Raw genomic sequence first — 21,229 nt, 5'->3', positions numbered from 1 at the left:
CGAGTGAGCAGTCTGGCGGGGTCAGGCCCCCCGAGCGTGAGGGAAGAGCGATGATCGAGGCACATCAGCTGACGAAGCGGTACGGGGAGAAGACGGCGGTCGACCGGCTCGACTTCGTCGTCAGACCCGGCACGGTCACCGGCTTCCTGGGCCCGAACGGCGCGGGCAAGTCCACCACCATGCGCATGATCGTCGGACTGGACGCGCCGTCCGGCGGCAGCGTGACGGTCAACGGCAAGCACTACGCCGAGCACACCGCGCCGCTCCAGGAGGTCGGGGCGCTGCTGGAGGCCAAGTCGATCCACCCCGGCCGCTCCGCGTTCGACCACCTGATGGCGCAGGCCTACACCCACGGGATTCCGCGCCGCCGGGTGGCGGAGGTCATCGAGCTGACCGGTCTGCAGTCCGTGGCCAAGAAGCGCGCGGGCGCCTTCTCCCTCGGCATGGGCCAGCGGCTGGGTATCGCCGCCGCGCTCCTCGGCGACCCGGCCACCATCATGCTCGACGAGCCGGTCAACGGACTGGACCCCGAGGGCGTGCTGTGGATCCGCAACCTGCTGACCGGACTCGCGGCGGACGGCCGTACGGTCTTCGTCTCCTCGCACCTGATGAGCGAGATGGCGCTGGTCGCCGACCACCTGATCGTCGTCGGCCGCGGTCGCCTGCTCGCCGACACCACCGTGCAGGAACTGGTCCAGCAGGCCGGCGGCGACACCGTGACCGTGGCCTCCGACCAGTCGGCCCGCCTGCGCGAGGTGCTGGCCGGCCCCGGCGTCGAGATCACCGGCGCGGTCGGCTCCGAGGAGCTGCACGTGACGGGCCTGTCCGCACGGGCCATCGGTCTCAAGGCCGCCGAGCACGGCATCCCCCTGTTCGAGCTCAGCTCCCGGACCGTCTCGCTGGAACAGGCCTTCATGGACCTGACCCGTGACGCCGTCGAGTACCACGCCACCGTCGAGACCCCCGGGAGGGCGGCATGAGCACCATCACCGTCACCGACAGCTCCGCGCCCGCACCGGCGCGGACCGCACGTCCCGAGTACAAGGTCACCGGTCGGCGCGTGCTGCGCTCGGAATGGGCCAAGCTGTGGTCCCTGCGCTCCACCTGGATCACCCTCGGTCTGGGCCTGTTGTTCCTGGTCGCGTTCGGCGTGATCGCCGCCGCGCACTACAAGTCCCAGATCAACTCCGGTGGGCGGCTGCGCCCGGACGACGCCACGGCCACCGCGCTCAGCCTCTCCGTGTTCGGCACGAACTTCGCCCAGCTGGCGCTCGGCGTCCTGGGCGTGCTGGTCACCGCCGGCGAGTACTCCACCGGCATGATCCGCTCCACGCTGGCCGCTGTCCCGCGTCGCCTGCCGGTGCTGTGGTCCAAGTCGGCGGTGTTCGGCCTGGTCGCCCTCGTCGTCTCCACCATCGGCGTCTTCGTCGCGTTCATGATCGCCAGCGGGATCGTCTCCGGCACCCCGGCGGCCCTCACGATCTCCCACTCCGGTGTCGTGCGCAGCCTGCTGGGCGCGGGTCTCTACCTCGGCCTGGTCGGCGTGATCGGCACCGCCCTGGGCGCCCTGCTGCGCTCGGTCGCCGGCGGCATATCGGTCCTGGTCGCCTCGTTGATGCTGATCCCCGGCCTGATCTCGCTGCTGCCCACCTCGTGGCAGGACAACATCAGCCCGTACCTGCCCAGCAACGCGGGTGAGTCGATGTTCGCGCTCACCCACGACTCGACGACCCTCGCGCCCACGGCCGGGCTCCTGGTCTTCCTCGGCTGGACCGTGCTCGCCCTGGCGGGCGCCGCCTACCGCCTCCTGCGCACCGACGCCTGACGCCTGAGGGAGAGACACCCCAAGAGACACGCGGACGGGGAGGCGGCCGGACACACAATGGACAGGTGACACCCATGAACGCGGACCAGTGACCCCCATGAGCATCGACGACACCGTCCACCCAGGTACGCCCTCCGACCTGCCCCTCGCGGAGGCGGAGCTCCCGTGGAACCACCCCCTGGCCCGTGGGCTGTCCCGGCTCGGCCGACGTCTCAAGCAGGGCGACCGGAACCATCCGTGGGTCCTGGACACGGGTGTGATCGTGGTCGTGGCGCTGATGTTCTGCGTGCCGGACCTGGTGCACGACGACGACGGCCGACGACACGCCTTCGACACCCAGGTCACCCACCTGCCCTGGCCGGTGACCGTCGCCCTGCAGGCCGGACTGCTCCTGCCGCTGTTGTGGCGGCGGCGAAGGCCGTCACTCGCCTTCGCCGTGATCGCCGCGGTGCTCTTGCTCCAGGTGGCGCTGGGAGTCTGGCTGCGCGCCGACGTCGCCCTGCTGATCGCCCTCTACAGCCTGGTGCTGCACGGACAGCTCCGGCGGCTGCCCGTCGCCTGCGCGGTCACCGCGGCCGCCCTCGGCCTGGTCGCCCTGCGGCTGCCGTCCGCGGTGTCCGTCCTGGACGCGCTGTTCGTCCTGTTCAGCACGATCACCGCGGCGGTCGCACTCGGTCTGGCCGTACGGATCCGGCGCGCCCAGCTCGCCGTCCTGCGCGATCGTGCGACCCGCCTGGAGATCGAACGCGACCAGCGCAGCAAGCTCGCCGCCGCCGCCGAACGCACCCGGGTGGCCCGCGAGATGCACGACATCGTCGGCCACAACCTCTCCGTCATCATCACGCTCGCCGACGGTGGCGCGTACGCGACCGACATCGCACCGGAACGCGGCAAGCAGGCCCTGCTGCTCATCGGTGACACCGGGCGTCAGGCGCTGGGCGAACTGCGCCGCATGCTCGGCGTGCTGCGCGAGCAGACCCAGACCCCCGCCGCGCCCCAGCTCAGCCCCCAGCCGGGCATCGCGGACATCGACGCCCTGTGCGCCCGGATCCGCGCCGCCGGTCCCCAGGTCGTCTACCGTACGGGCGGCGAGCTGGACACCCTGGACCGCGGGGTCCAGCTGACGGTGTACCGCATCGTGCAGGAAGCACTCACCAACGCCCTCAAGCACGCGGGTCACGACACCCGCGTCGAGCTCGCGGTCGGTGTCAAGGACACGCGGCTGCACATCGACGTCCACGACACCGGCCGGGGTGGCGGTACGGTCCGTCCGGGGCCGCCCCAGGAGGAAGGACACGGACTCGCCGGCATGAGAGAACGCGCAGCCCTCTACGGCGGGACCGTCAGCGCGGGACCCGCCCCCGGCGGAGGATGGACGGTGCGGGCCACCCTCGACCTCACCCCCCTGGCCGAGACCCCGGCCGAGACCTTGGTCGACATCCCGGCCGAGACCGATGTCACCCCGCCGGCCACCGCAGGCGGTGCGGTGTGACCACCGTGCTCATCGTGGACGACCAGCCACTGCAACGCCTCGGCTTCCGGATGCTCCTGGAGAGCACCCCCGACACCGAAGTCGTCGGCGAGGCGGCCCACGGCGCCGACGCCGTCCGCAGGGCCGCCGAACTGCGCCCGGACGTGATCCTCATGGACGTACGGATGCCCGGCATGGACGGCATCGAGGCCACCCGTCGCGTGGTCGCCTCCGGTGACCGCTCCCGCGTCCTCATCCTGACCACGTTCGATCTGGACGAATACGCCCACGCGGCGCTGCGCGCGGGAGCCAGCGGATTCCTTCTCAAGGACGCCCACCCCGAGGAACTGCTGGCCGGTATCCGCGCGGTCGCGGCGGGCGACGCGGTGATCGCCCCCGCACTGACCCGCCGCCTCCTGGACGCCTACGCCAAGCACCTGCCCCGGGATTCGTCCGGTCGGCCGGGTGCGTCGGGTCCAAGGACGGCGGACGACCCCCGGGTGCGCGCTCTCACCGAACGGGAGTACGAGATCTTCGTCGCCATCGGCCAGGGCTGGAGCAACAGCGAGATCGCCGAGCGCCTGGTCGTCGCGGAATCCACCGTGAAGACCCATGTCGGCCGGGTCCTGGCGAAGGTGGGAGCCCGCGACCGCGTCCAGGCGGTCATCCTCGCCTACGACCTCGGCCTCGCCCACCCGAACCCACCCGACTAGCCAGGCGGCGGGGCGGCGGGCGCGGGCATGCCGAGCGCCCGCCCTCCCGCTGGGGGAGTCAGAGGGCGGGCGCGCTCAGGGCACCGGCGTGAGTCGAGGGCTCAGGCGCTCTTGATCGCCGAGATGTCGAAGGTCAGCTTGATCTTGTCGGAGACGAGGACGCCACCGGTCTCCAGGGCCGCGTTCCAGGTGAGGCCCCACTCGGAGCGCAGGATCTCCGCCTTGCCCTCGAAGCCGACGCGCTCGTTGCCGAAGGGGTCCTTCGCGGAGCCGTTGAACTCCAGGTCGATGGAGAGCGGCTTGGTGACGCCGAGGATCGACAGGTCGCCGGTGATCCGGTAGTCGTCGCCGCCGAGGGCCTCCGCCTTGGTGGAGCGGAAGGTCATGGTCGGGAACTCGTCGATCTTGAAGAAGTCGGAGCTCTTCAGGTGGCCGTCACGGTCCGCGGAGCCCGTCTCGATGCTTTCCATCTTGACGTCGATCGTGGCGGTGGACTTGGACGGGTCCGTGCCGTCCAGGTGCAGGGTGCCGTCGAAGTCCTTGAAGTAGCCCTTGACGTTCGTCACCATGGCGTGACGGGCGACGAAACCGATCTCCGAGTGGGACGGGTCGATCGTGTATTCGCCGGTGAGCGCGGCGAGTTCGGGGCTCACAGCGGCGGGGGCGGCGGGGGTGTCGGTGGTCTTGCGGCCGAAGATGCCCATGACGTGCTCCTAGGGGGACGGGTCGCGGTTTCGTCGGGAAGCCGAAAGCCGCGGCAGAGAGGTTGTTGAAGATTCAACGAGGCCAACAAGGGAGACAGTAGACCTATTCCGTTCAAGTTTCAACATCATCCGCCATGTGTTTACGACGTTACGTCGCGCTTCGGCGACCCGCTTCCCGGCGGTTACTCTCCGCTCGCCCGCGGCAGCCCGCGTATCCTCGCTCCACCTGGACGGGGGTCGGGCCGACGGTGCGGTGTACGCCGAACGGGTCCCGTCCAAGGCCCCGTGTCACTCTAGGGATGGCATGGGCCCCTCAGGAATGTGAGCGGACTCTCAGCCCGCGACTTTGTGTGACCTCTACAAGCCAGATGCCCTCTGAGCAGTCAGATCGCCTGCATCCCGTCGCGGTTCTGTTCAGGGGTACCAGGAAAACGGGCCGGAGACTGTACGGAGTCGACGGCCCGCTTTTCTTGTTCGACTTCGTATGGTCGCTACATGACCGTTTTGGATGAGGCCGCACCCTCAGGCGAACCCACGGACGCACGCGGGCGCGTGGCCGAACTGCACGCGATTCGTGCGGCGGCGCTGCGAGGACCCAGCGAGAAGGCGACCGAGGCGCAGCACGCCAAGGGCAAGCTGACCGCCCGGGAGCGCATCGAGCTGCTTCTCGACCCCGGGTCCTTCCAGGAGGTCGAGCAGCTGCGCCGGCACCGGGCGACCGGGTTCGGCCTGGAGGCCAAGAAGCCGTACACCGACGGTGTCGTCACCGGCTGGGGCACGGTGGAGGGCCGTACGGTCTTCGTCTACGCGCACGACTTCCGTATCTTCGGCGGCGCGCTGGGCGAGGCGCACGCCACGAAGATCCACAAGATCATGGACATGGCCATCGCGGCCGGCGCGCCGCTGGTCTCCCTCAACGACGGTGCGGGCGCCCGCATCCAGGAGGGCGTCTCCGCGCTCGCCGGCTACGGCGGCATCTTCCAGCGCAACACGAAGGCGTCCGGTGTCATCCCGCAGATCTCGGTGATGCTCGGCCCGTGCGCGGGCGGCGCCGCCTACAGCCCCGCGCTGACGGACTTCGTGTTCATGGTCCGTGAGACCTCGCAGATGTTCATCACCGGCCCCGACGTCGTCAAGGCGGTCACCGGCGAGGAGATCACCCAGAACGGGCTCGGCGGCGCCGACGTCCACGCGGAGACCTCCGGAGTCTGTCACTTCGCGTACGACGACGAGGAGACCTGCATCGCGGAGGTGCGCTACCTCCTGTCGATGCTTCCGCAGAACAACCGCGAGAACCCGCCGCACGCGACCTCGCAGGACCCCGCGGACCGCCGCTCGGACGTCCTCCTGGACCTGGTCCCGGCGGACGGCAACCGGCCGTACGACATGACGAAGGTCATCGAGGAACTCGTCGACGACGGCGACTACCTGGAGGTCCACGAGCGCTGGGCCCGCAACATCATCTGCGCGCTGGCCCGCCTGGACGGCCAGGTGGTGGGCATCGTCGCCAACCAGCCGCAGTCCCTCGCGGGCGTGCTGGACATCGAGGCATCCGAAAAAGCTGCGCGCTTTGTCCAGATGTGTGACGCTTTTAATATTCCGATCGTCACCCTCCTGGACGTTCCCGGATTCCTGCCCGGGGTCGACCAGGAGCACGGCGGGATCATCCGGCACGGCGCCAAGCTGTTGTACGCGTACTGCAACGCGACGGTGCCGCGGATCTCGCTCATCCTGCGCAAGGCGTACGGCGGCGCCTACATCGTCATGGACAGCCAGTCCATCGGGGCCGACCTCACGTACGCCTGGCCCACCAACGAGATCGCCGTGATGGGTGCGGAAGGTGCGGCCAACGTCATCTTCCGCCGGCAGATCGCCGAGGCCGCCGACCCCGAGGCCATGCGCGTACGCATGGTCAAGGAGTACAAGGCCGAACTCATGCACCCCTACTACGCGGCCGAGCGGGGCCTGGTCGACGACGTCATCGACCCGGCGGAGACCCGCGAGGTGCTGATCCGCTCCCTGGCCATGCTGCAGTCCAAGCACGCGGACCTGCCCTCCCGCAAGCACGGCAACCCCCCGCAGTAACCCTGCGGATCCTCCGCGGTTCCGCCGCGGAAACCTCTCTCACGGAGACTGAATCCTATGGACACCCCTGACATCCGCGTCGAGAAGGGCCACGCCGAGCCCGAGGAAGTCGCCGCCATCACGGCCATCCTCCTGGCCCGCGCCGCCGCCCAGCCGGACACCACCCCCACCCACCGTGGCCGTGCGAAGGCCGGCTGGCGCCGCCTGGAGCGCGAGCCCGGCTTCCGCGCCCCGCACAGCTGGCACGGCTAGCCTCCGGCGCCTCAGCAAAAGGGAAGGGCCCGCTCTGTGAAGAGCGGGCCCTTCCCTTTGGTCCTTGTCCCGGGGCTGCCTTTAGCCCCAGGGCAGAAGTTCCCAGGGCACAAGTAGGGGCCCTCTCCAGCGAGTGGAGAGGGCCCCTACTTGTTGCTTCGCCGCGCGGAAGCGCTACCGCAGACGTGCCATCAGGGCGTGCTCGACCAGCGTGATCAGCGCCGACTTCGCGTCGGCGCGGTGCCGGGCGTCCGTCGTGATGATCGGCGTGTCCGGGCCGATCTGAAGGGCTTCACGGACCTCGTCCGGGTTGTAGGGCTGGTTGCCGTCGAAGCCGTTGAGGGCGATGACGAACGGCAGGCCGCTGTTCTCGAAGTAGTCGACCGCGGGGAAGCAGTCGGCGAGACGGCGGGTGTCGACCAGGACGATCGCGCCGATGGCGCCGCGGACCAGGTCGTCCCACATGAACCAGAAGCGGTCCTGACCGGGGGTGCCGAACAGGTACAGGATCAGGTCCTGGTCCAGGGTGATGCGGCCGAAGTCCATGGCGACGGTCGTCGTCGTCTTGTCTCCGGTGTGCGTGAGGTCGTCGATGCCCGCGGACGCGGACGTCATGACGGCCTCGGTACGCAGCGGGTTGATCTCCGAGACGGCCCCGACGAACGTGGTCTTGCCCACGCCGAAGCCGCCCGCCACCACGATCTTCGCGGACGTGGTGGAGCGGGAAGGCCCTCCGCTAGAGCTTGCGAAGTCCACTGAGCACCCTTTCGAGCAATGTCACGGCTGGCTGGCCGCCGGCGCTCTCGTCGCCGCCGGGCTGATGAATGGCGACCAGGCCCGCCTCCGCCAAGTCGGCGACGAGAATCCTGGCCACGCCGAGAGGGATCGTCAGCAGCGCCGAGATTTCGGCCACCGACTTGATCTCCCGGCAGAGGTTGCAGATCCGCTGATGTTCGGGCAACTGGCCCTGCATCTGGTGCGGTTGTGCGGTGGTGTGCACCAGTGCCTCGATGGCGAGCTGGTAGCGGGGCCTGGTGCGGCCGCCCGTCATCGCGTACGGGCGCACCAGAGGGTTGTTCGACGATCCCGCGGGCGCCGCCTCGGGGGTGCGTCGCTGCGGCTGCACAGGCTGGATGCGCGGCGCCGGCGGCTGGTCGTACGGCGACGGGCCGGGGCCCTGCGGTGCGTACGGCTGCTGGCGCCGGTGGCTCGGCGCGGAGGGGAAGTTGAATCGGTTCGGGTTCTGAGAACCGTCACCCTGGCCCTGCCCCTGGCCGGGGCCGTACGACCAGTTGCCCGAAGACGAACCGCCTGGGGGTGTTGCCACTTTCTCCTCCTCCGACTGTGCCGGGCACCCATCACTGTGGGTCCGCGTCCCGAAACCTTACGGCCCCGGGACGCCAAAACGCACGGTCTGTCTGTTAGTTGAGAAGGCTCCCTTGGAGCTCCGCTCGAAGATCCGGGGTCAGAACCGTACCGGCACGGTCCACCAGAAGGGCCATCTCGTACCCGATGAGACCGATGTCCGCTTCGGGATGTGCAAGGACCGCGAGCGAGGAGCCATCGGAAATGGACATGAGGAAGAGGAATCCTCGCTCCATCTCCACAACTGTCTGGTTCACGCTGCCGCCCTCGAAGATGCGGGACGCGCCCGCGGTCAACGAGGTCAGCCCGGACGCGACGGCCGCGAGCTGGTCGGCGCGGTCACGGGGAAAGCCTTCGGACATCGCCAGAAGGAGTCCGTCGGCGGAGACCACCACCGTGTGGGACACCCCGGGGGTGTTGTCCACGAAGTTGGTGATCAACCAGTTGAGGTTCTGCGCCGCCTGGCTCATCGGGCTCACACTAACGCTCCTGGTTGTAGGTGCTGTCAGGACCGAAGCCCTGGCCGTTCGTGTCACTACCTGCATTGCGTCCCTGCTGGACGCCACGGCGCAGGTTGCTCAGCCTGCCCCGGATGTCCTCGGGAGCGCGGGAGACCTGGGGGCCGCCCTGTGGGGTCGTTTCCGCGGTTCCCTCGACCAGATTGGCCTTGGGCACCCGACGGGGAAGACCGGACGAGGTGACCCCGCCCGCCTTGGGCTTCTTGAGCTGCTCGGCGCGCTGCCAGCGGTTGTCGTTGGACGTACGCCAGTCGCCGTCGCCATTGCTCGCGGTGGCCGCAGGCGGTGCCTGAACCCCCTGGGTGCCCTGGTCCACGGGCCGCTGCCCGTTGGTGCCGCTCGCGGTGGATCCGCGGCGCGGCAGCCCGGCGTCGGTCAGCTCATGGGGGGCGGAAGAGGTCGGTCCCGGACGGCTGAAGCCTACGCGGTCCTGCTCACTCACGTCAGCGGCCTGCGAAGATTCCGCTTCGGGAGCGTACCCGGACGGGTAACCGTTCCGGTTCGACTCCTGCTGCGGCCAGTCGTCCTGGTAGGACGGCTCGTCGAAGGCCGAGAAGGTGTCCGAAGCGGAACTCCGGGCTCCCGTGTGCTCCTCCTGGACCGGCTCCGCATACGCGGGTTCCGGGTAGCCGCCGTTCGACGGGAAGTACGTCTCGTCGTACGTCCCCTGCTGCGGTTGCTCGTACCCCGTCTGCTGGTCGTACGAGGCCTGCTGCTCCTCGTAGGCACCCTGGCCGTTGTCGTACCCGGGCTGCCCGTTGCCGAAGGAGGCCTGAGCGTCGTCGTACGCGGGCTGGGGGGCCTCGAAGCCCTCCTGGTACCTCGGCGGCTCGATGGCCTCCGGCTGGCCCTGTGCCTGGGCCTCCAGGGCCGCACGGCGCTCCTCACGCATCAGCGAGCGCCCGACGGGGTCCAGCTCCCGGATGTCGTCGGGGACCTCCGTGTAGCGGCTGTCGTCGAAGCCGAGTTCGGCGGCGGTGCGCATCGGCTGGGCCTGGGACTGGAAGGCCTGCTCCGGCTGGAAGCTCTGCGGCTCCGGGATGATCTGCGAGACGGTGAACTCGTCGCGCTGGAGCTGCTGTTCGCCGCCGCCACCACCGTGGGTGATCGCGTCGGGGAGCATGACGAGCGAGGTCGTACCGGCCTGCTCGCCGGAGGGGCGCAGCTGGACGCGGATGCCGTGCCGGTCGGACAGCCGGCCGACCACGAACAGGCCCATGCGCTGCGAGATCGCGGCGTCCACGGTCGGCGGGTTGGCCAGCTTGTGGTTGATGTCCGCGAAGTCCTCGGCGGTGAGGCCGATGCCCTTGTCGTGGATCTCGACCATGATGCGGCCGTCGGGCAGCCGGGTCGCGGTGACGCGGACCTTGGTTTGCGGGGAGGAGAACGTGGTGGCGTTCTCCAGGAGCTCGGCGAGCAGGTGCACGAGGTCGGTCACGGCACGGCCGTGGATCTCGGCCTCCGGGACGCCGGAGAGCTCGATGCGCTCGTACTGCTCCACCTCGGAGGAGGCGGCCCGCAGGACGTCCACGAGGGGCACCGGCTGGTCCCAGCGGCGGCCCGGCTCCTCACCGGCGAGGACGAGGAGGTTCTCGCCGTTGCGGCGCATACGGGTCGCGAGGTGGTCCAGGCGGAAGAGGTTCTCCAGCTGGTCCGGGTCGGCCTCGTTGTTCTCCAGGTCGGTGATGAGGGTCAGCTGGCCCTCGATCAGGGACTGGTTACGGCGCGACAGGTTGGTGAAGATCGCGTTGATGTTGCCCCGCAGGAGGGCCTGCTCGGCGGCGAGCCGGACGGCCTCGCGGTGGACCTGGTCGAAGGCGCGGGCGACTTCGCCGATCTCGTCCGTGGTGGTGATCGGGATGGGCGTGACACGGGTGTCGACGCGGCCCGGGTCGGTGCGCGAGAGCTGGTCGACCAGCATCGGCAGACGCTGCTCGGCGACCCCGAAGGCCGCGTTGCGCAGCTGGCGCATCGCGCGGCTCATCTGGCGGGCCATGAGTCCGGCCAGGATGAAGGCGGCGAGCAGGGCGATCACGACGATGGCGCCGTTGATGTAGGCCCGGCGCTGGGCGTCGGAGGCGATGCTTCCGGCGTCGTTGACGGCCCGGTCGATGAGTTCGTTCTCGACCTGGCTGTAGCCCTGGAACTTGAGGGTGGCGGCGGCCATCCACGTCTCGGGAGTGATGCCCTTGGCAGCGAGCTGGGTGGGCGTGGCGCCGCTGGCGATCGCCTGGATCATCACCTTCATGTCGGGCGGCGCCACGAAGGTCCCGCCCTGGGCCTCGGCCTGGCTCTTGGCCGCGGCCAGCTGGCTCTTGCCCTCGGCGGTCTTCTCTTCCATGACCTGCTTGAGCCGGGCTTCGTCCTGCTCGGTGCCGCCGGAGACGTACTCCTGGAGAGCGATGTTCTCCAGGTACGCGTACGAGGTGAAGGAGGTGACCTGCAGCGCGTGGTTCTTCGTGTCGGTGCTGGGCTTGACCAGCAGGTGGATGCCGATCGAGCGCTGCAGCGACTCGGCGCCCTTGGCGAGCGCGATGGCGTACACCGAACGGCCGTAGCTCGTGATGTTGCCCGTGCCGAGGCCGAGTTCGTTCGAGAACTCCATCAGCAGGTGCTCGACGGTGACGTAGCCCTCTTCGGTCTGCACCGGGTCCATGGCCTTGGTGAAGGCGAGTTTGCGGATCTGGTCCAGCTGGGGCTCGGCCTTCACCACCAGGCTCAGCCGGCGCTCAAGACCCTGCTTGGCCGGCATACCGACGACTTCCTTGTGGAAGGCGTCGGCCATCTGGTCGGTGGTCGCGCGGACCTTCTTGACCGTGGCGTTGTTCCGGTCGCCGTTGAGCAGTGGCTCGGCGGACACGTCGCGCTCGTTGAGCAGAGCCTCGGCGTAGTCGCTGGAGGCCGCCACGATCTTGGCGACCTTCTCGGCGTCGCGGGCCTCCTGCCAGGTGTCGATCGAGTTCTTCACCTGGAAGCCGCCCATGATGAGGCCGACGATCACAGGTATGAGCAGGATCGCGTTCAGCCTGGTGGGTACGCGCCAGTTACGGGGGGACATACGACCGCCGCTCGGCGGGGGCGCCGGCGTGGGCTCCGGGACGGGCACCTGCGCGGGCGCCGCGCCGCGCGGCGGCGGGGTGAAGTTGCCCCGTGCCAACGGCTCGGGACCGTTCTTGCTTCGCCTCACTCGACCAACAACCTCTCGGCGTCGGCACCTACGTTGTGCCGCGGTGTCTCCAGCGCCCTTGACTACTGGGCAGTTCAGCGCATTCCAGCACGTCAGGCGGCGCCCTTCCAAACACTCGGAACCGCTTGTTCCGGGTGACGTATCCCCTAGATAAAACGGTCATAAAGAGCGAGCCCCGTCAAAAGACGGGGCTTTTGTGAGCGCAGCGACACCGAATGACCGCGATGCGTGTCGGTGTCCACCGAATTCCATGTCGAAACGTTATGAACACTGTGGCCGACCGTGTCAAACGACACAGCCGGCTCCAATGTCCCTACGACAACTGTCGTATGAAGCTGTCGACTTGAGTGCTAGCGCAGACGTGCCATGAGTGCGTGCTCGACCAGCGTGATGAGCGCGCTCTTCGCATCCGCACGGTGCCGGGCGTCCGTCGTGATGATCGGGGCGTCCGGTCCGATCTGGAGCGCCTCGCGTACCTCTTCGGGGTTGTAGGGCTGATGTCCGTCGAAGCCGTTGAGGGCGATGACGAACGGCAGGCCGCTGTTCTCGAAGTAGTCGACCGCGGGGAAGCAGTCGGCGAGACGGCGGGTGTCGACCAGGACGACGGCACCGATGGCGCCGCGGACCAGGTCGTCCCACATGAACCAGAAGCGGTCCTGACCCGGCGTACCGAAGAGGTACAGGATCAGGTCCTGGTCCAGGGTGATGCGGCCGAAGTCCATGGCGACGGTGGTCGTCGTCTTGTCCCCGGTGTGGGTGAGGTCGTCGATGCCGGCGGACGCGGACGTCATGACGGCCTCGGTGCGCAGCGGGTTGATCTCCGAGACGGCGCCGACGAACGTGGTCTTGCCCACGCCGAATCCGCCCGCCACCACGATCTTCGCGGAGGTGGTCGTACGACCTCCGTCAGAGCTTGCGAAGTCCACTGAGCACCCTTTCGAGCAAAGTCACGTCCGGCGCGCCGCCGTTGTTCTCATCGCCGCCAGGCTGGTGAATGGCGACGAGTCCGGCCTCCGCGAGGTCCGCGACGAGGATCCTGGCCACACCGAGCGGCATGGACAGGAGGGCCGACACCTCGGCCACCGACTTGACCTCACGGCAAAGGTGGCAGATCCGCTGGTGCTCGGGGAGCAGCCCCATCAACTGCGCGGGGTCGGCCGTAGTGCTGATCAGTGCCTCGATGGCGAGTTGGTACCGCGGCCGGGTCCGGCCGCCGGTCATCGCGTACGGACGTACCAGCGGCTGGTCGCCCTCGTCCCCGTACGGCTGTGCGTACGGATCATGAGAGGCGGTGGGCGGGGTCATGAATCCTCCGGGCGGGACAGCAAGTCGGTCATTCGTGCCGTCTGTTGGGGCCGGTGGGGGGATTGTGGCGGCCGGACGGTGATTTCGTGCAGTCTCTAGAACCAGGGCCCTTTAGTGGAGCAGACTTCCCTGGAGTTCAGCGCGCAGGTCCGGCGTGAGTACGGCACCCGCCCGATCGACGAGCAGCGCCATCTCGTAGCCGACAAGGCCGATGTCGCACTCCGGGTGGGAGAGGACCGCCAAGGACGAGCCGTCCGAGACGGACATGAGGAAGAGGAAGCCGCGCTCCATTTCGACGACCGTCTGGGCCACCGTGCCGCCCTCGAAGATCCGGGAGGCCCCGGCGGTCAACGAGGTCAGACCGGAGGCGACGGCCGCAAGCTGGTCGGCGCGGTCGCGTGGGAATCCTTCGGACATGGCCAGAAGGAGCCCGTCGGCGGACACGACGACGGTGTGGGACACCCCGGGGGTGTTGTCCACAAAGTTGGTGATCAACCAGTTCAGGTTCTGTGCCGCCTGGCTCATCGGGCTCAACTAACGCTCCTGCTGGTGAGTGGGGCTGGGGAAGCTGCCGGTCTGGCCGGTACCGGCCTGTCGACCCTGCTGAATGCCCCTACGGAGATTGGTCAGCCGGCCGCGTACGTCATCAGGCGCACGGGAGACCTGCGGACCAGTTTGGTGCTGTTGCTGCTGTGCCGTACCCGCGACGAGGTTGGCTCGCGGGACGCGGCGCGGCAGGCCTGAGGTGGTGACCCCGCCCGCCGACGGTTGACGGACGCGTTCTGCCTGCCGGACGAGGTCGTCGTTCGGCGAGGTGCGCCAGTTGGCGGAAGCCGGTGCGGCGGCCGGCCGTTGCGGTGGTGCTGTGGGGGTCTGTGGCGGCTGCTGCTGCGAGGGCTGCGAGCCGTTGGTGTGGACGCCGTTGTTCTGGGCGCCGTTGTGAGCTCCGTTGGGGGAGCCGTTCTGGGAGCCGTTCGCCTGACCGTGGAACCAGTTGGTCTCCAGCGTGTCGTACAGCGGCGTACGTCCGTCACCGGGTCCCGTCGCCGGCGGCAGCGCCTCGGGCTCCTGCGGACGCGTGGGCCGCTGCTGCGGGGACGCCGGGCGCTCGAACTGGCCGGTGGACGAGGGGTCCTGGCGGTTGGCGTAGCCGGGCGTCGCGAACTGGCCGGTCGACGAGGGGTCCTGGCCGTTGCCGTAACCCGGCCGGGCGAACTGGCCGGTGGACGACGGGTCCTGGGAGGCGCCGTAGCCGGGCGTGGCGAACTGGCCCGTGGACGAAGGGTCCGAGGAGGCGCCGTAGCCGGGCGTGGCGAACTGGCCCGTGGTGGACGGGTTCGGGGCGGCCGGAGCCGTGCCCGAGGAGCCGTACACGTCGGGGCGCACGAACTGGCCGTTGTTCTGCCCGTTGTTCTGCGGCGCGTTCGTGCCGGGGCGCGGGGCGTCGAAGTCGGGACGGGGGAACCCCGAGGTGGCCGCGGGACCCTGGCGGTCGTCGATCCGCGGCATCTCCGAGGTCGCGGCCGGGTCCTGCCGGTCGTCGATCCGGGGCATGCGCGAAGTGGAGTCGGGTTCCTCGTGACCGCGCGGGGTGTCGAGGGACGCGCGCGGCACCGGCGGCTGCGCGTTGTCGTCGCTCCAGCTCGGCCGGGACTGCTGCGGGCTGCCACCGGGCAGCTCGGCACGCGGACCACCGCGTCCGGGCAGCTGCGGCCTGCGACGGCCGCCGCCCTTGTTGCCCGCGGGCTGCTGCGGAGGAGCGGCCGCGGGGCCGCTGTTGTCACCGAAGTCGAAGCCCTGGCGGGGCGCGGGTCCATCGCCGAAGCCCTGGGGGGCACCGGTTGCGGCAGCCTGCAGGCCCTGCGGGCTCTGCCCGAAGGCACCCGCACCGGCCGGGGCCGGCCTGCCCTGGTTGCCGGGACCCTGCGGCCCACGCGCCCCACCCGGGGCACCCGGGCGACCGCCCTGGTTGCTGCCGGGGAGCGCGGCCCGCGGACCCTGACCGGCGCCGACCTGTCCGCGCTGCGGCTGGGCACCGAGGAGACCGCCACCGGCGGCGGGGGCACCCGCCCCGAGGGACGGACCGCCGCCCTGGCCACCGCGGCGGGCCGCCGCGACACCGGCCGAGGCCTGTGCGGCGGCCGGACCACCGGAACCACCCGGACCCGGCTTGCCCGGAGCCTTCTTGCCGCCCTGGGCGACATCGACGGGGAGCATGACGAGCGCGGTGGTGCCACCGGAGTCGGACGGACGCAGCTGGATGCGGATGCCGTGCCGCTGCGACAGACGACCGACCACGAACAGACCCATGCGGCGGGAGACGGAGACGTCCACGGTGGGCGGCGAGGCGAGCCGCTCGTTGATCGCGGCCAGGTCCTCGGGGGAGAGGCCGATACCGGTGTCGTGGATCTCGATCAGCACGCGGCCGTCGGGCAGCGCGTGACCGGTGACCTTGACCTTGGTCTGCGGGGAGGAGAACGAGGTGGCGTTCTCGAGGAGCTCGGCGAGCAGGTGCACGAGGTCGTTGACGACTCGGCCGGCGACCTGCGTCGTCGGGACCGAGGACAGCTCGATGCGCTCGTACTGCTCCACCTCGGAGGCGGCGGCGCGGAGCACGTCGACCAGCGGGACCGGGCGGGTCCAGCGGCGGCCGGGCTCTTCACCGGCGAGAACGAGGAGGTTCTCACCGTTACGGCGCATGCGGGTCGCGAGGTGGTCGAGCTTGAAGAGGGAGGACAGCTGGTCCGGGTCGGCCTCGCGGGACTCCAGCTCGGAGATGAGCGAGAGCTGACGCTGGATGAGGCCCTGGGAGCGGCGCGAGAGGTTGGTGAACATCGCGTTGACGTTGCCTCGCAGGAGGGCCTGCTCGGCGGCCAGTCGTACGGCCTCGCGGTGCACGTCGTCGAAGGCCGCGGCCACCTGGCCGATCTCGTCCCGGGAGTGCACACCGACGGACTCGACGGAGGTGTCGACGTCCTGCGGGTCGGACTCGGAGAGCTGCTTGACCAGCTCGGGCAGACGGTCCTGGGCGACCTTGGTCGCGGTGTCCTGGAGCCGGCGCAGCGAGCGGATCATGGAGCGGGCCACGACGAAGGCGCCGACCAGCGAGACGCCGAGGACCAGCAGGATCAGCGCACCGGAGATGATCGCTTCCTGCTGGGAGGCGTTCTTCAGCTCACGGGCCTTCTGCTCCATCTGGTTGAGCAGCGTCAGCTCGATCTTCGACATCTGCTCGATCTTGGCCGTGTCGTCGTCGACCCAGTCCTTGTACGAGCGCTTGTCCTGGGTGTTCAGACCGCCCGTCGAGCCGAGTACGCGGTTGGAGTACGCGTCGGCGGCCTGGATGGTCGGGTTGCCCTGGTCGATCGGCTTGGTGAGGTCTTCCGCTCCGGAGCCGTAGATGCTCGCGAAGCTGGTGCGCTCGGACGCCTCACTGTCCTGCGCGGAGTTCGCGTACAGCCGGTCGTTCTCGGAGAGCTGGCCGAAGGTGGTGTTGCTCGCGGGCAGCGCGGCGGCGATGACGGCGCGCTGGACGGAGGCGTACTCCTTGGCGGAGGAGAAGGCCGACAGGGCGCGGGTGCGCGAGATCATCTCCGGGTTGCTGGTCGCCTCGGCCATGTCCTGGGAGAGGCCGATCAGCTGGGTGATGAGGCGGTGGTACCCGTCGACCGTCTGCGAGGAGTTCTTGGCGTCGCTGTAGGCGCCGTTGCGGATGGTGCTCAGCTTGTTCAGCTCGCCCGCGATGGCCACGAGGCTGTCACGGACACCGGTGAGCTGTCCGTTCGCGCTGGCGGTGTCGATCTCCTGCGTGCCCTGGATGAACTGCTGCTTGGCGACGTCCGTCGCGTCGCGGACGCCCTTGACCGTGATGTCGTTGGGCTTCGCGCCGTGCGCGAGCGGGCCGGCCGACTGGTCGCGCTCCTTCTGGAGGGCGGCGGCGAGCTCGGTCGCCTGCTGGGTCATGTCGGTCAGCAGCTTCATGTTGTCGAGCTGCTGGATGTCGTCCATCGACTGGTTGATGCGCAGGGCACCCAGGGTGGTCGCGGCGACCACGGGGAGCGCGAGCAGCGACACCAGACGCGTGGAGATGCGCCAGTTGCGCAGAGCTATTCGGGAGCCGGGGCCGGGGGGACCCTTCGGCTTCGCGGGTGGTTGGTCGGGAGCCGTCGCGCCGGGGCGCGCGGAGCGCTCACCGCCGCCGAGTTCTGATTGTCCCGGGCTCTGGGCGTGCTGGGGCGAGGAACCGCGGTCGGTCCCGCCGTGCGGCTCCGGCTCCGCCGAAGCGCTGCCATCCCTCTTGAAACGTCCCTGCACTAGCGTCGCAACCTCTGGACCAGGCGCCCCTCCGCGGAAACGGCGGGACGGTGTCGGCGTCGTTCAGGGGCGCAGATACGCCCCCAGGTTTGGTCGTGAGTGACCGGCGCTGCTCCCCTTCCCGCCGCCACCCGGCGCTGAGTCGCGCCCCCTGTGCGCCGGTTGGATCCCGCGGCGGTCCGTGGAATTCCAGCACAGTGCAGGATCTCCAACAAGGCCCGTGTACCAGGCTGTGACCACCGTGACACCTTGTGAGGGATGCGTTACGAGACGTAGAAAGTGATCTCGTACATAAGGGGCGTATGCCTACGAGCCATGGGCGCGCGAGGGGTGTCCCAGTCGCGATGATCAGGAGCGGAATGTTGGGTTCAGTAGAGCAATGTCCGTTTCGTCGCGGTGAGTTGGCGGCCTGAATTGACCGGTTTGCCTGCTAGTAAGTGAGCAAACTCACATGGCGATCATGAGGTCTTCACGGCTCCGACCGGGAATTGCATGTTTAGCCTGACGCTTTACAGGGATGGCAAATCCGACAACCCGCGCCGACCAGGCGGTCCTTGACCTCCCGCGGCGCCCACCACGACGAGGTCTGGATCAACAGTGAAGACGACGATGATGTTCCGCAACATAGCCAACCCGCGACGCACCACGCTGGCGCACCTCGAGGACGCCGACGCGCTGCAGACGCCGGAGCAGCCGGAGCACTCGGTCGACCTCCCCACCCAGACCGCCAACCCCCGCCGCACCATCCTGATGGAAGCCCCGGTCACGGCCGCCGTCGCCGAGTAGTACGCACGCGGAGCGCCGCCGACTCACCGCGGCGGGGGTCGGCCGCCGCGCAGGGCCGAGGGCTGCGCGACGCAGGTGGCTGAGGGGCCGCCCGGCATCGATGGCCGGCGGACGGCACGCATGGTCGACGGTCGCCCCGCGCACCTGGTCGGCGGCCGACCGCCACCTGCGCCCGATGGCCGGCGGGGCATGTGGATGACGCCCCCCGGCGCTGGTGACCGACGGCGGCCACACACGGCGGACAGCCAACCGCCACACACGGCGGACAGCCGCCCGGCGCACACGGCTTGCGGCCCACCGGCAGATATACGCGAGGCTCGCCCCCCTCCCCGCGTTAGCCTGGAGCGTCAGACTCCAGCCAGCTCAGTGAGGGGCGCAAGGATCCCGTGCGCATCGCCAGGTTCTCCATCGACGGTAACGTCGCTTTCGGCGCGGTCGAGGGCGACAAGCCGGACGAGCTCGTCCTCGACATCATCAAGGGCATTCCGTTCGCGGACTTCGAGCTCTCCGGTACGAAGGTTCCGCTGAGCAAGGTGCGGCTGCTGCCGCCGGTGCTCCCCAACAAGGTCGTGGCCTTCGGCCGCAACTACGCGGAGCACGCGAAGGAACTCGGCAACGAGGTGCCCGACGCCCCCTTCGCCTTCTTCAAACCGTCGACCTCGGTGATCGGCCCCGGCGACGAGATCCAGTACCCCTCCTTCTCCAGCGAGCTGCACCACGAGGCCGAGCTCGCCGTGGTCATCGGCCGCATGTGCCGCGAGGTCCCGCGCGAGCGCGTCAAGGACGTCATCCTCGGTTACACCTGCGCCAACGACGTCACCGCGCGTGACGTCCAGAAGCGCGAGAAGCAGTGGGCCCGGGCCAAGGGCTTCGACAACTCCTGCCCGCTCGGCCCCTGGGTGGAGACGGACCTCGATCTCGCCGCGATCGCCGAGGGCATCACGATCCAGTGCACGGTCAACGGCGCGCAGCGCCAGCTCGGCCGCACCAGCGAGATGATCCACTCCGTCGAGGACCTGATCGTCAACATCACCGAGGCCATGACGCTGCTCCCCGGCGACGTGATCCTCACCGGCACCCCGGCTGGGGTCGGCCCCCTGAACGTCGGCGACGAGGTCGCCGTCACCATCGAAGGCATCGGCACTCTCACCAACAAGGTGATCAAGCGTGGCTAACGCGAACTCCCCCAAGTCCTCGACTCCGCTCGGACAGGGGGTGCCCCCACGCGTACGTTTCTGTCCGTCCCCGACCGGCAACCCCCACGTGGGCCTGGTCCGCACCGCCCTGTTCAACTGGGCGTTCGCCCGGCACAACGAAGGCACTCTGGTCTTCCGCATCGAGGACACCGACGCGGCCCGCGACTCCGAGGAGTCGTACGACCAGCTGCTCGACTCGATGCGCTGGCTGGGCTTCGACTGGGACGAGGGCCCCGAGATCGGCGGCCCGCACGCGCCGTACCGCCAGTCGCAGCGCATGGACATCTACAAGGATGTCGCCCAGAAGCTGCTGGACGCCGGCCACGCGTACCACTGCTACTGCTCCACCGAGGAGCTGGACGCCCGCCGCGAGGCCGCCCGCGCCGCCGGCAAGCCCTCCGGCTACGACGGCCACTGCCGCGACCTCACCGACGAGCAGAAGGCCGCCTACGTGGCCGAGGGCCGCACGCCCATCGTCCGCTTCCGGATGCCCGACGAGGCGATCACCTTCACGGACCTGGTCCGCGGCGAGATCACCTACCTCCCGGAGAACGTTCCGGACTACGGCATCGTCCGGGCGAACGGCGCACCGCTCTACACGCTGGTCAACCCGGTCGACGACGCCCTGATGGAGATCACCCACGTCCTGCGCGGTGAGGACCTGCTCTCCTCCACCCCGCGGCAGATCGCCCTCTACAAGGCGCTGATCGAGCTGGGCGTGGCCAAGGTGACCCCCGCCTTCGGCCACCTGCCGTACGTCATGGGCGAGGGCAACAAGAAGCTTTCCAAGCGCGACCCGGAGTCCTCGCTCAACCTCTACAGGGAGCGCGGTTTCCTCCCCGAGGGCCTGCTGAACTACCTCTCCCTGCTCGGCTGGTCGCTGGCGGCGGACCGCGACATCTTCTCCATCGACGAGATGGTCGCCGCCTTCGACGTCACGGACGTGAACCCGAACCCGGCCCGCTTCGACTTGAAGAAGTGCGAGGCGATCAACGCCGACCACATCCGCCTGCTCGACGTGAAGGACTTCACCGAGCGCTGCGCCCCCTGGCTGCGGGCCCCGTTCGCCCCCTGGGCGCCGGAGGACTTCGACGAGGCGAAGTGGCAGGCGATCGCCCCGCACGCCCAGTCGCGCATGAAGGTCCTCTCCGAGATCACGGACAACGTCGACTTCCTGTTCCTGCCGGAGCCGGCCGTCGACGAGGCCTCCTGGACGAAGGCCATGAAGGAGGGCAGCGACGCCCTGCTCCGCACGGCCCGCGAGAAGCTGGACGCCGCCGACTGGTCCTCCCCGGAGTCCCTCAAGGAGGCAGTGCTGGCCGCCGGTGAGGAGCACGGCCTCAAGCTCGGCAAGGCCCAGGCGCCGGTCCGCGTCGCCGTCACCGGCCGCACGGTGGGCCTGCCGCTCTTCGAGTCCCTGCAGATCCTGGGCAAGGAGCAGACCCTGGCCCGCGTCGACGCCGCACTGGAGCGGCTCGCCGCGTAAGCACACGGTGTACACACAGGGG

General features: G+C 69.4%; 18 protein-coding genes. 9 read left to right on the top strand and 9 right to left on the bottom strand.

Annotation, left to right across the window (positions count from 1 at the left end; genetic code table 11):
• The first annotated feature begins 50 nt into the window (after positions 1-50).
• The 4 genes from ACZ7M3_RS30525 (at position 51) to ACZ7M3_RS30510 (ending at position 4,009) form a co-directional block, all read left to right on the top strand.
• Entirely contained in the window at positions 51-980 is a 930-nt protein-coding gene (locus ACZ7M3_RS30525) for an ABC transporter ATP-binding protein (protein WP_472067233.1), read from the top strand.
• Complete coding sequence (locus ACZ7M3_RS30520) at positions 977-1,825, top strand: ABC transporter permease (protein WP_351304210.1); 849 nt, start codon at positions 977-979, stop codon at positions 1,823-1,825. The genes ACZ7M3_RS30525 and ACZ7M3_RS30520 overlap by 4 nt, the downstream gene beginning before the upstream one ends.
• A 97-nt stretch (positions 1,826-1,922) precedes the next feature.
• Entirely contained in the window at positions 1,923-3,317 is a 1,395-nt protein-coding gene (locus ACZ7M3_RS30515) for a sensor histidine kinase (protein WP_472067231.1), read from the top strand.
• Positions 3,314-4,009 carry a response regulator transcription factor gene (locus ACZ7M3_RS30510; protein WP_351304217.1) on the top strand — a complete coding sequence of 232 codons (696 nt, stop codon included), beginning with the start codon at positions 3,314-3,316 and terminating at the stop codon, positions 4,007-4,009. The genes ACZ7M3_RS30515 and ACZ7M3_RS30510 overlap by 4 nt, the downstream gene beginning before the upstream one ends.
• A 101-nt stretch (positions 4,010-4,110) precedes the next feature.
• Here the strand turns inward: ACZ7M3_RS30510 and ACZ7M3_RS30505 are convergent, their stop codons facing one another.
• Positions 4,111-4,713, bottom strand: a complete 603-nt coding sequence (locus ACZ7M3_RS30505) for a YceI family protein (RefSeq protein ID WP_472067229.1) — start codon at positions 4,711-4,713, stop codon at positions 4,111-4,113.
• 495 nt (positions 4,714-5,208) lie between these two features.
• Between ACZ7M3_RS30505 and ACZ7M3_RS30500 the strand changes: the two genes are divergently transcribed.
• Both ACZ7M3_RS30500 and ACZ7M3_RS30495 read left to right on the top strand, forming a co-directional pair.
• Positions 5,209-6,798, top strand: coding sequence for an acyl-CoA carboxylase subunit beta (locus ACZ7M3_RS30500; RefSeq protein ID WP_099920491.1), 1,590 nt, complete (start codon positions 5,209-5,211; stop codon positions 6,796-6,798).
• A gap of 57 nt (positions 6,799-6,855) precedes the next feature.
• Positions 6,856-7,050, top strand: a complete 195-nt coding sequence (locus ACZ7M3_RS30495) for an acyl-CoA carboxylase subunit epsilon (protein WP_067370986.1) — start codon at positions 6,856-6,858, stop codon at positions 7,048-7,050.
• Between the two features lie 174 nt (positions 7,051-7,224).
• On the opposite strand, the gene ACZ7M3_RS30490 is transcribed toward ACZ7M3_RS30495, so the two are convergent.
• The 8 genes from ACZ7M3_RS30490 to ACZ7M3_RS30455 all read right to left on the bottom strand — a co-directional run bounded on the left by ACZ7M3_RS30490 (position 7,225) and on the right by ACZ7M3_RS30455 (position 17,739).
• Positions 7,225-7,806 (bottom strand): GTP-binding protein, encoded by a 582-nt coding sequence (locus ACZ7M3_RS30490; RefSeq protein ID WP_026248371.1) that lies wholly within the window; start codon positions 7,804-7,806, stop codon positions 7,225-7,227.
• Positions 7,787-8,377, bottom strand: a complete 591-nt coding sequence (locus tag ACZ7M3_RS30485; RefSeq protein WP_067370988.1) for a DUF742 domain-containing protein — start codon at positions 8,375-8,377, stop codon at positions 7,787-7,789. Before ACZ7M3_RS30485 ends, ACZ7M3_RS30490 begins: the two co-directional genes overlap by 20 nt.
• 94 nt (positions 8,378-8,471) lie before the next feature.
• Positions 8,472-8,885 carry a roadblock/LC7 domain-containing protein gene (locus tag ACZ7M3_RS30480; RefSeq protein ID WP_030948713.1) on the bottom strand — a complete coding sequence of 138 codons (414 nt, stop codon included), beginning with the start codon at positions 8,883-8,885 and terminating at the stop codon, positions 8,472-8,474.
• Between the two features lie 10 nt (positions 8,886-8,895).
• Positions 8,896-12,120 carry a sensor histidine kinase gene (locus tag ACZ7M3_RS30475; RefSeq protein ID WP_472067226.1) on the bottom strand — a complete coding sequence of 1,075 codons (3,225 nt, stop codon included), beginning with the start codon at positions 12,118-12,120 and terminating at the stop codon, positions 8,896-8,898.
• A gap of 350 nt (positions 12,121-12,470) precedes the next feature.
• Positions 12,471-13,046 carry a GTP-binding protein gene (locus tag ACZ7M3_RS30470; RefSeq protein ID WP_054235412.1) on the bottom strand — a complete coding sequence of 192 codons (576 nt, stop codon included), beginning with the start codon at positions 13,044-13,046 and terminating at the stop codon, positions 12,471-12,473.
• Positions 13,027-13,425: a DUF742 domain-containing protein gene (locus tag ACZ7M3_RS30465; RefSeq protein WP_054235411.1), complete on the bottom strand. Its 399-nt coding sequence runs from the start codon at positions 13,423-13,425 to the stop codon at positions 13,027-13,029. The genes ACZ7M3_RS30470 and ACZ7M3_RS30465 overlap by 20 nt, the downstream gene beginning before the upstream one ends.
• A gap of 111 nt (positions 13,426-13,536) precedes the next feature.
• Entirely contained in the window at positions 13,537-13,950 is a 414-nt protein-coding gene (locus ACZ7M3_RS30460; protein WP_010984127.1) for a roadblock/LC7 domain-containing protein, read from the bottom strand.
• Positions 13,951-13,959: 9 nt separating this feature from the next.
• Positions 13,960-17,739 carry a sensor histidine kinase gene (locus tag ACZ7M3_RS30455; protein ID WP_472067224.1) on the bottom strand — a complete coding sequence of 1,260 codons (3,780 nt, stop codon included), beginning with the start codon at positions 17,737-17,739 and terminating at the stop codon, positions 13,960-13,962.
• 597 nt (positions 17,740-18,336) lie between these two features.
• On the opposite strand from ACZ7M3_RS30455, the gene ACZ7M3_RS30450 reads away from it, so the two are divergent.
• The 3 genes from ACZ7M3_RS30450 (at position 18,337) to gltX (ending at position 21,207) form a co-directional block, all read left to right on the top strand.
• Positions 18,337-18,525, top strand: a complete 189-nt coding sequence (locus ACZ7M3_RS30450; RefSeq protein ID WP_067370993.1) for a hypothetical protein — start codon at positions 18,337-18,339, stop codon at positions 18,523-18,525.
• A gap of 386 nt (positions 18,526-18,911) precedes the next feature.
• Positions 18,912-19,700 carry a fumarylacetoacetate hydrolase family protein gene (locus tag ACZ7M3_RS30445; protein ID WP_067370995.1) on the top strand — a complete coding sequence of 263 codons (789 nt, stop codon included), beginning with the start codon at positions 18,912-18,914 and terminating at the stop codon, positions 19,698-19,700.
• Complete coding sequence (gene gltX, locus ACZ7M3_RS30440; RefSeq protein ID WP_472067222.1) at positions 19,693-21,207, top strand: glutamate--tRNA ligase; 1,515 nt, start codon at positions 19,693-19,695, stop codon at positions 21,205-21,207. The genes ACZ7M3_RS30445 and gltX overlap by 8 nt, the downstream gene beginning before the upstream one ends.
• The last annotated feature ends 22 nt before the right edge of the window (positions 21,208-21,229 follow it).

The organism is Streptomyces sp. NPDC111656, assembly GCF_055656965.1.
This window is presented reverse-complemented; position numbering and strand designations above follow the sequence as displayed.

Bases quoted from the DNA above. Each gene is read 5' to 3' on its own strand.
- ACZ7M3_RS30495 (WP_067370986.1), top strand. From the start codon at position 6,856: ATGGACACCCCTGACATCCGCGTCGAGAAGGGCCACGCCGAGCCCGAG.
- ACZ7M3_RS30525 (WP_472067233.1), top strand. From the start codon at position 51: ATGATCGAGGCACATCAGCTGACGAAGCGGTACGGGGAGAAGACGGCG.
- ACZ7M3_RS30520 (WP_351304210.1), top strand. From the start codon at position 977: ATGAGCACCATCACCGTCACCGACAGCTCCGCGCCCGCACCGGCGCGG.
- ACZ7M3_RS30460 (WP_010984127.1), bottom strand. From the start codon at position 13,950: ATGAGCCAGGCGGCACAGAACCTGAACTGGTTGATCACCAACTTTGTG.
- ACZ7M3_RS30505 (WP_472067229.1), bottom strand. From the start codon at position 4,713: ATGGGCATCTTCGGCCGCAAGACCACCGACACCCCCGCCGCCCCCGCC.
- ACZ7M3_RS30480 (WP_030948713.1), bottom strand. From the start codon at position 8,885: ATGAGCCAGGCGGCGCAGAACCTCAACTGGTTGATCACCAACTTCGTG.
- ACZ7M3_RS30515 (WP_472067231.1), top strand. From the start codon at position 1,923: ATGAGCATCGACGACACCGTCCACCCAGGTACGCCCTCCGACCTGCCC.
- ACZ7M3_RS30500 (WP_099920491.1), top strand. From the start codon at position 5,209: ATGACCGTTTTGGATGAGGCCGCACCCTCAGGCGAACCCACGGACGCA.
- ACZ7M3_RS30465 (WP_054235411.1), bottom strand. From the start codon at position 13,425: ATGACCCCGCCCACCGCCTCTCATGATCCGTACGCACAGCCGTACGGG.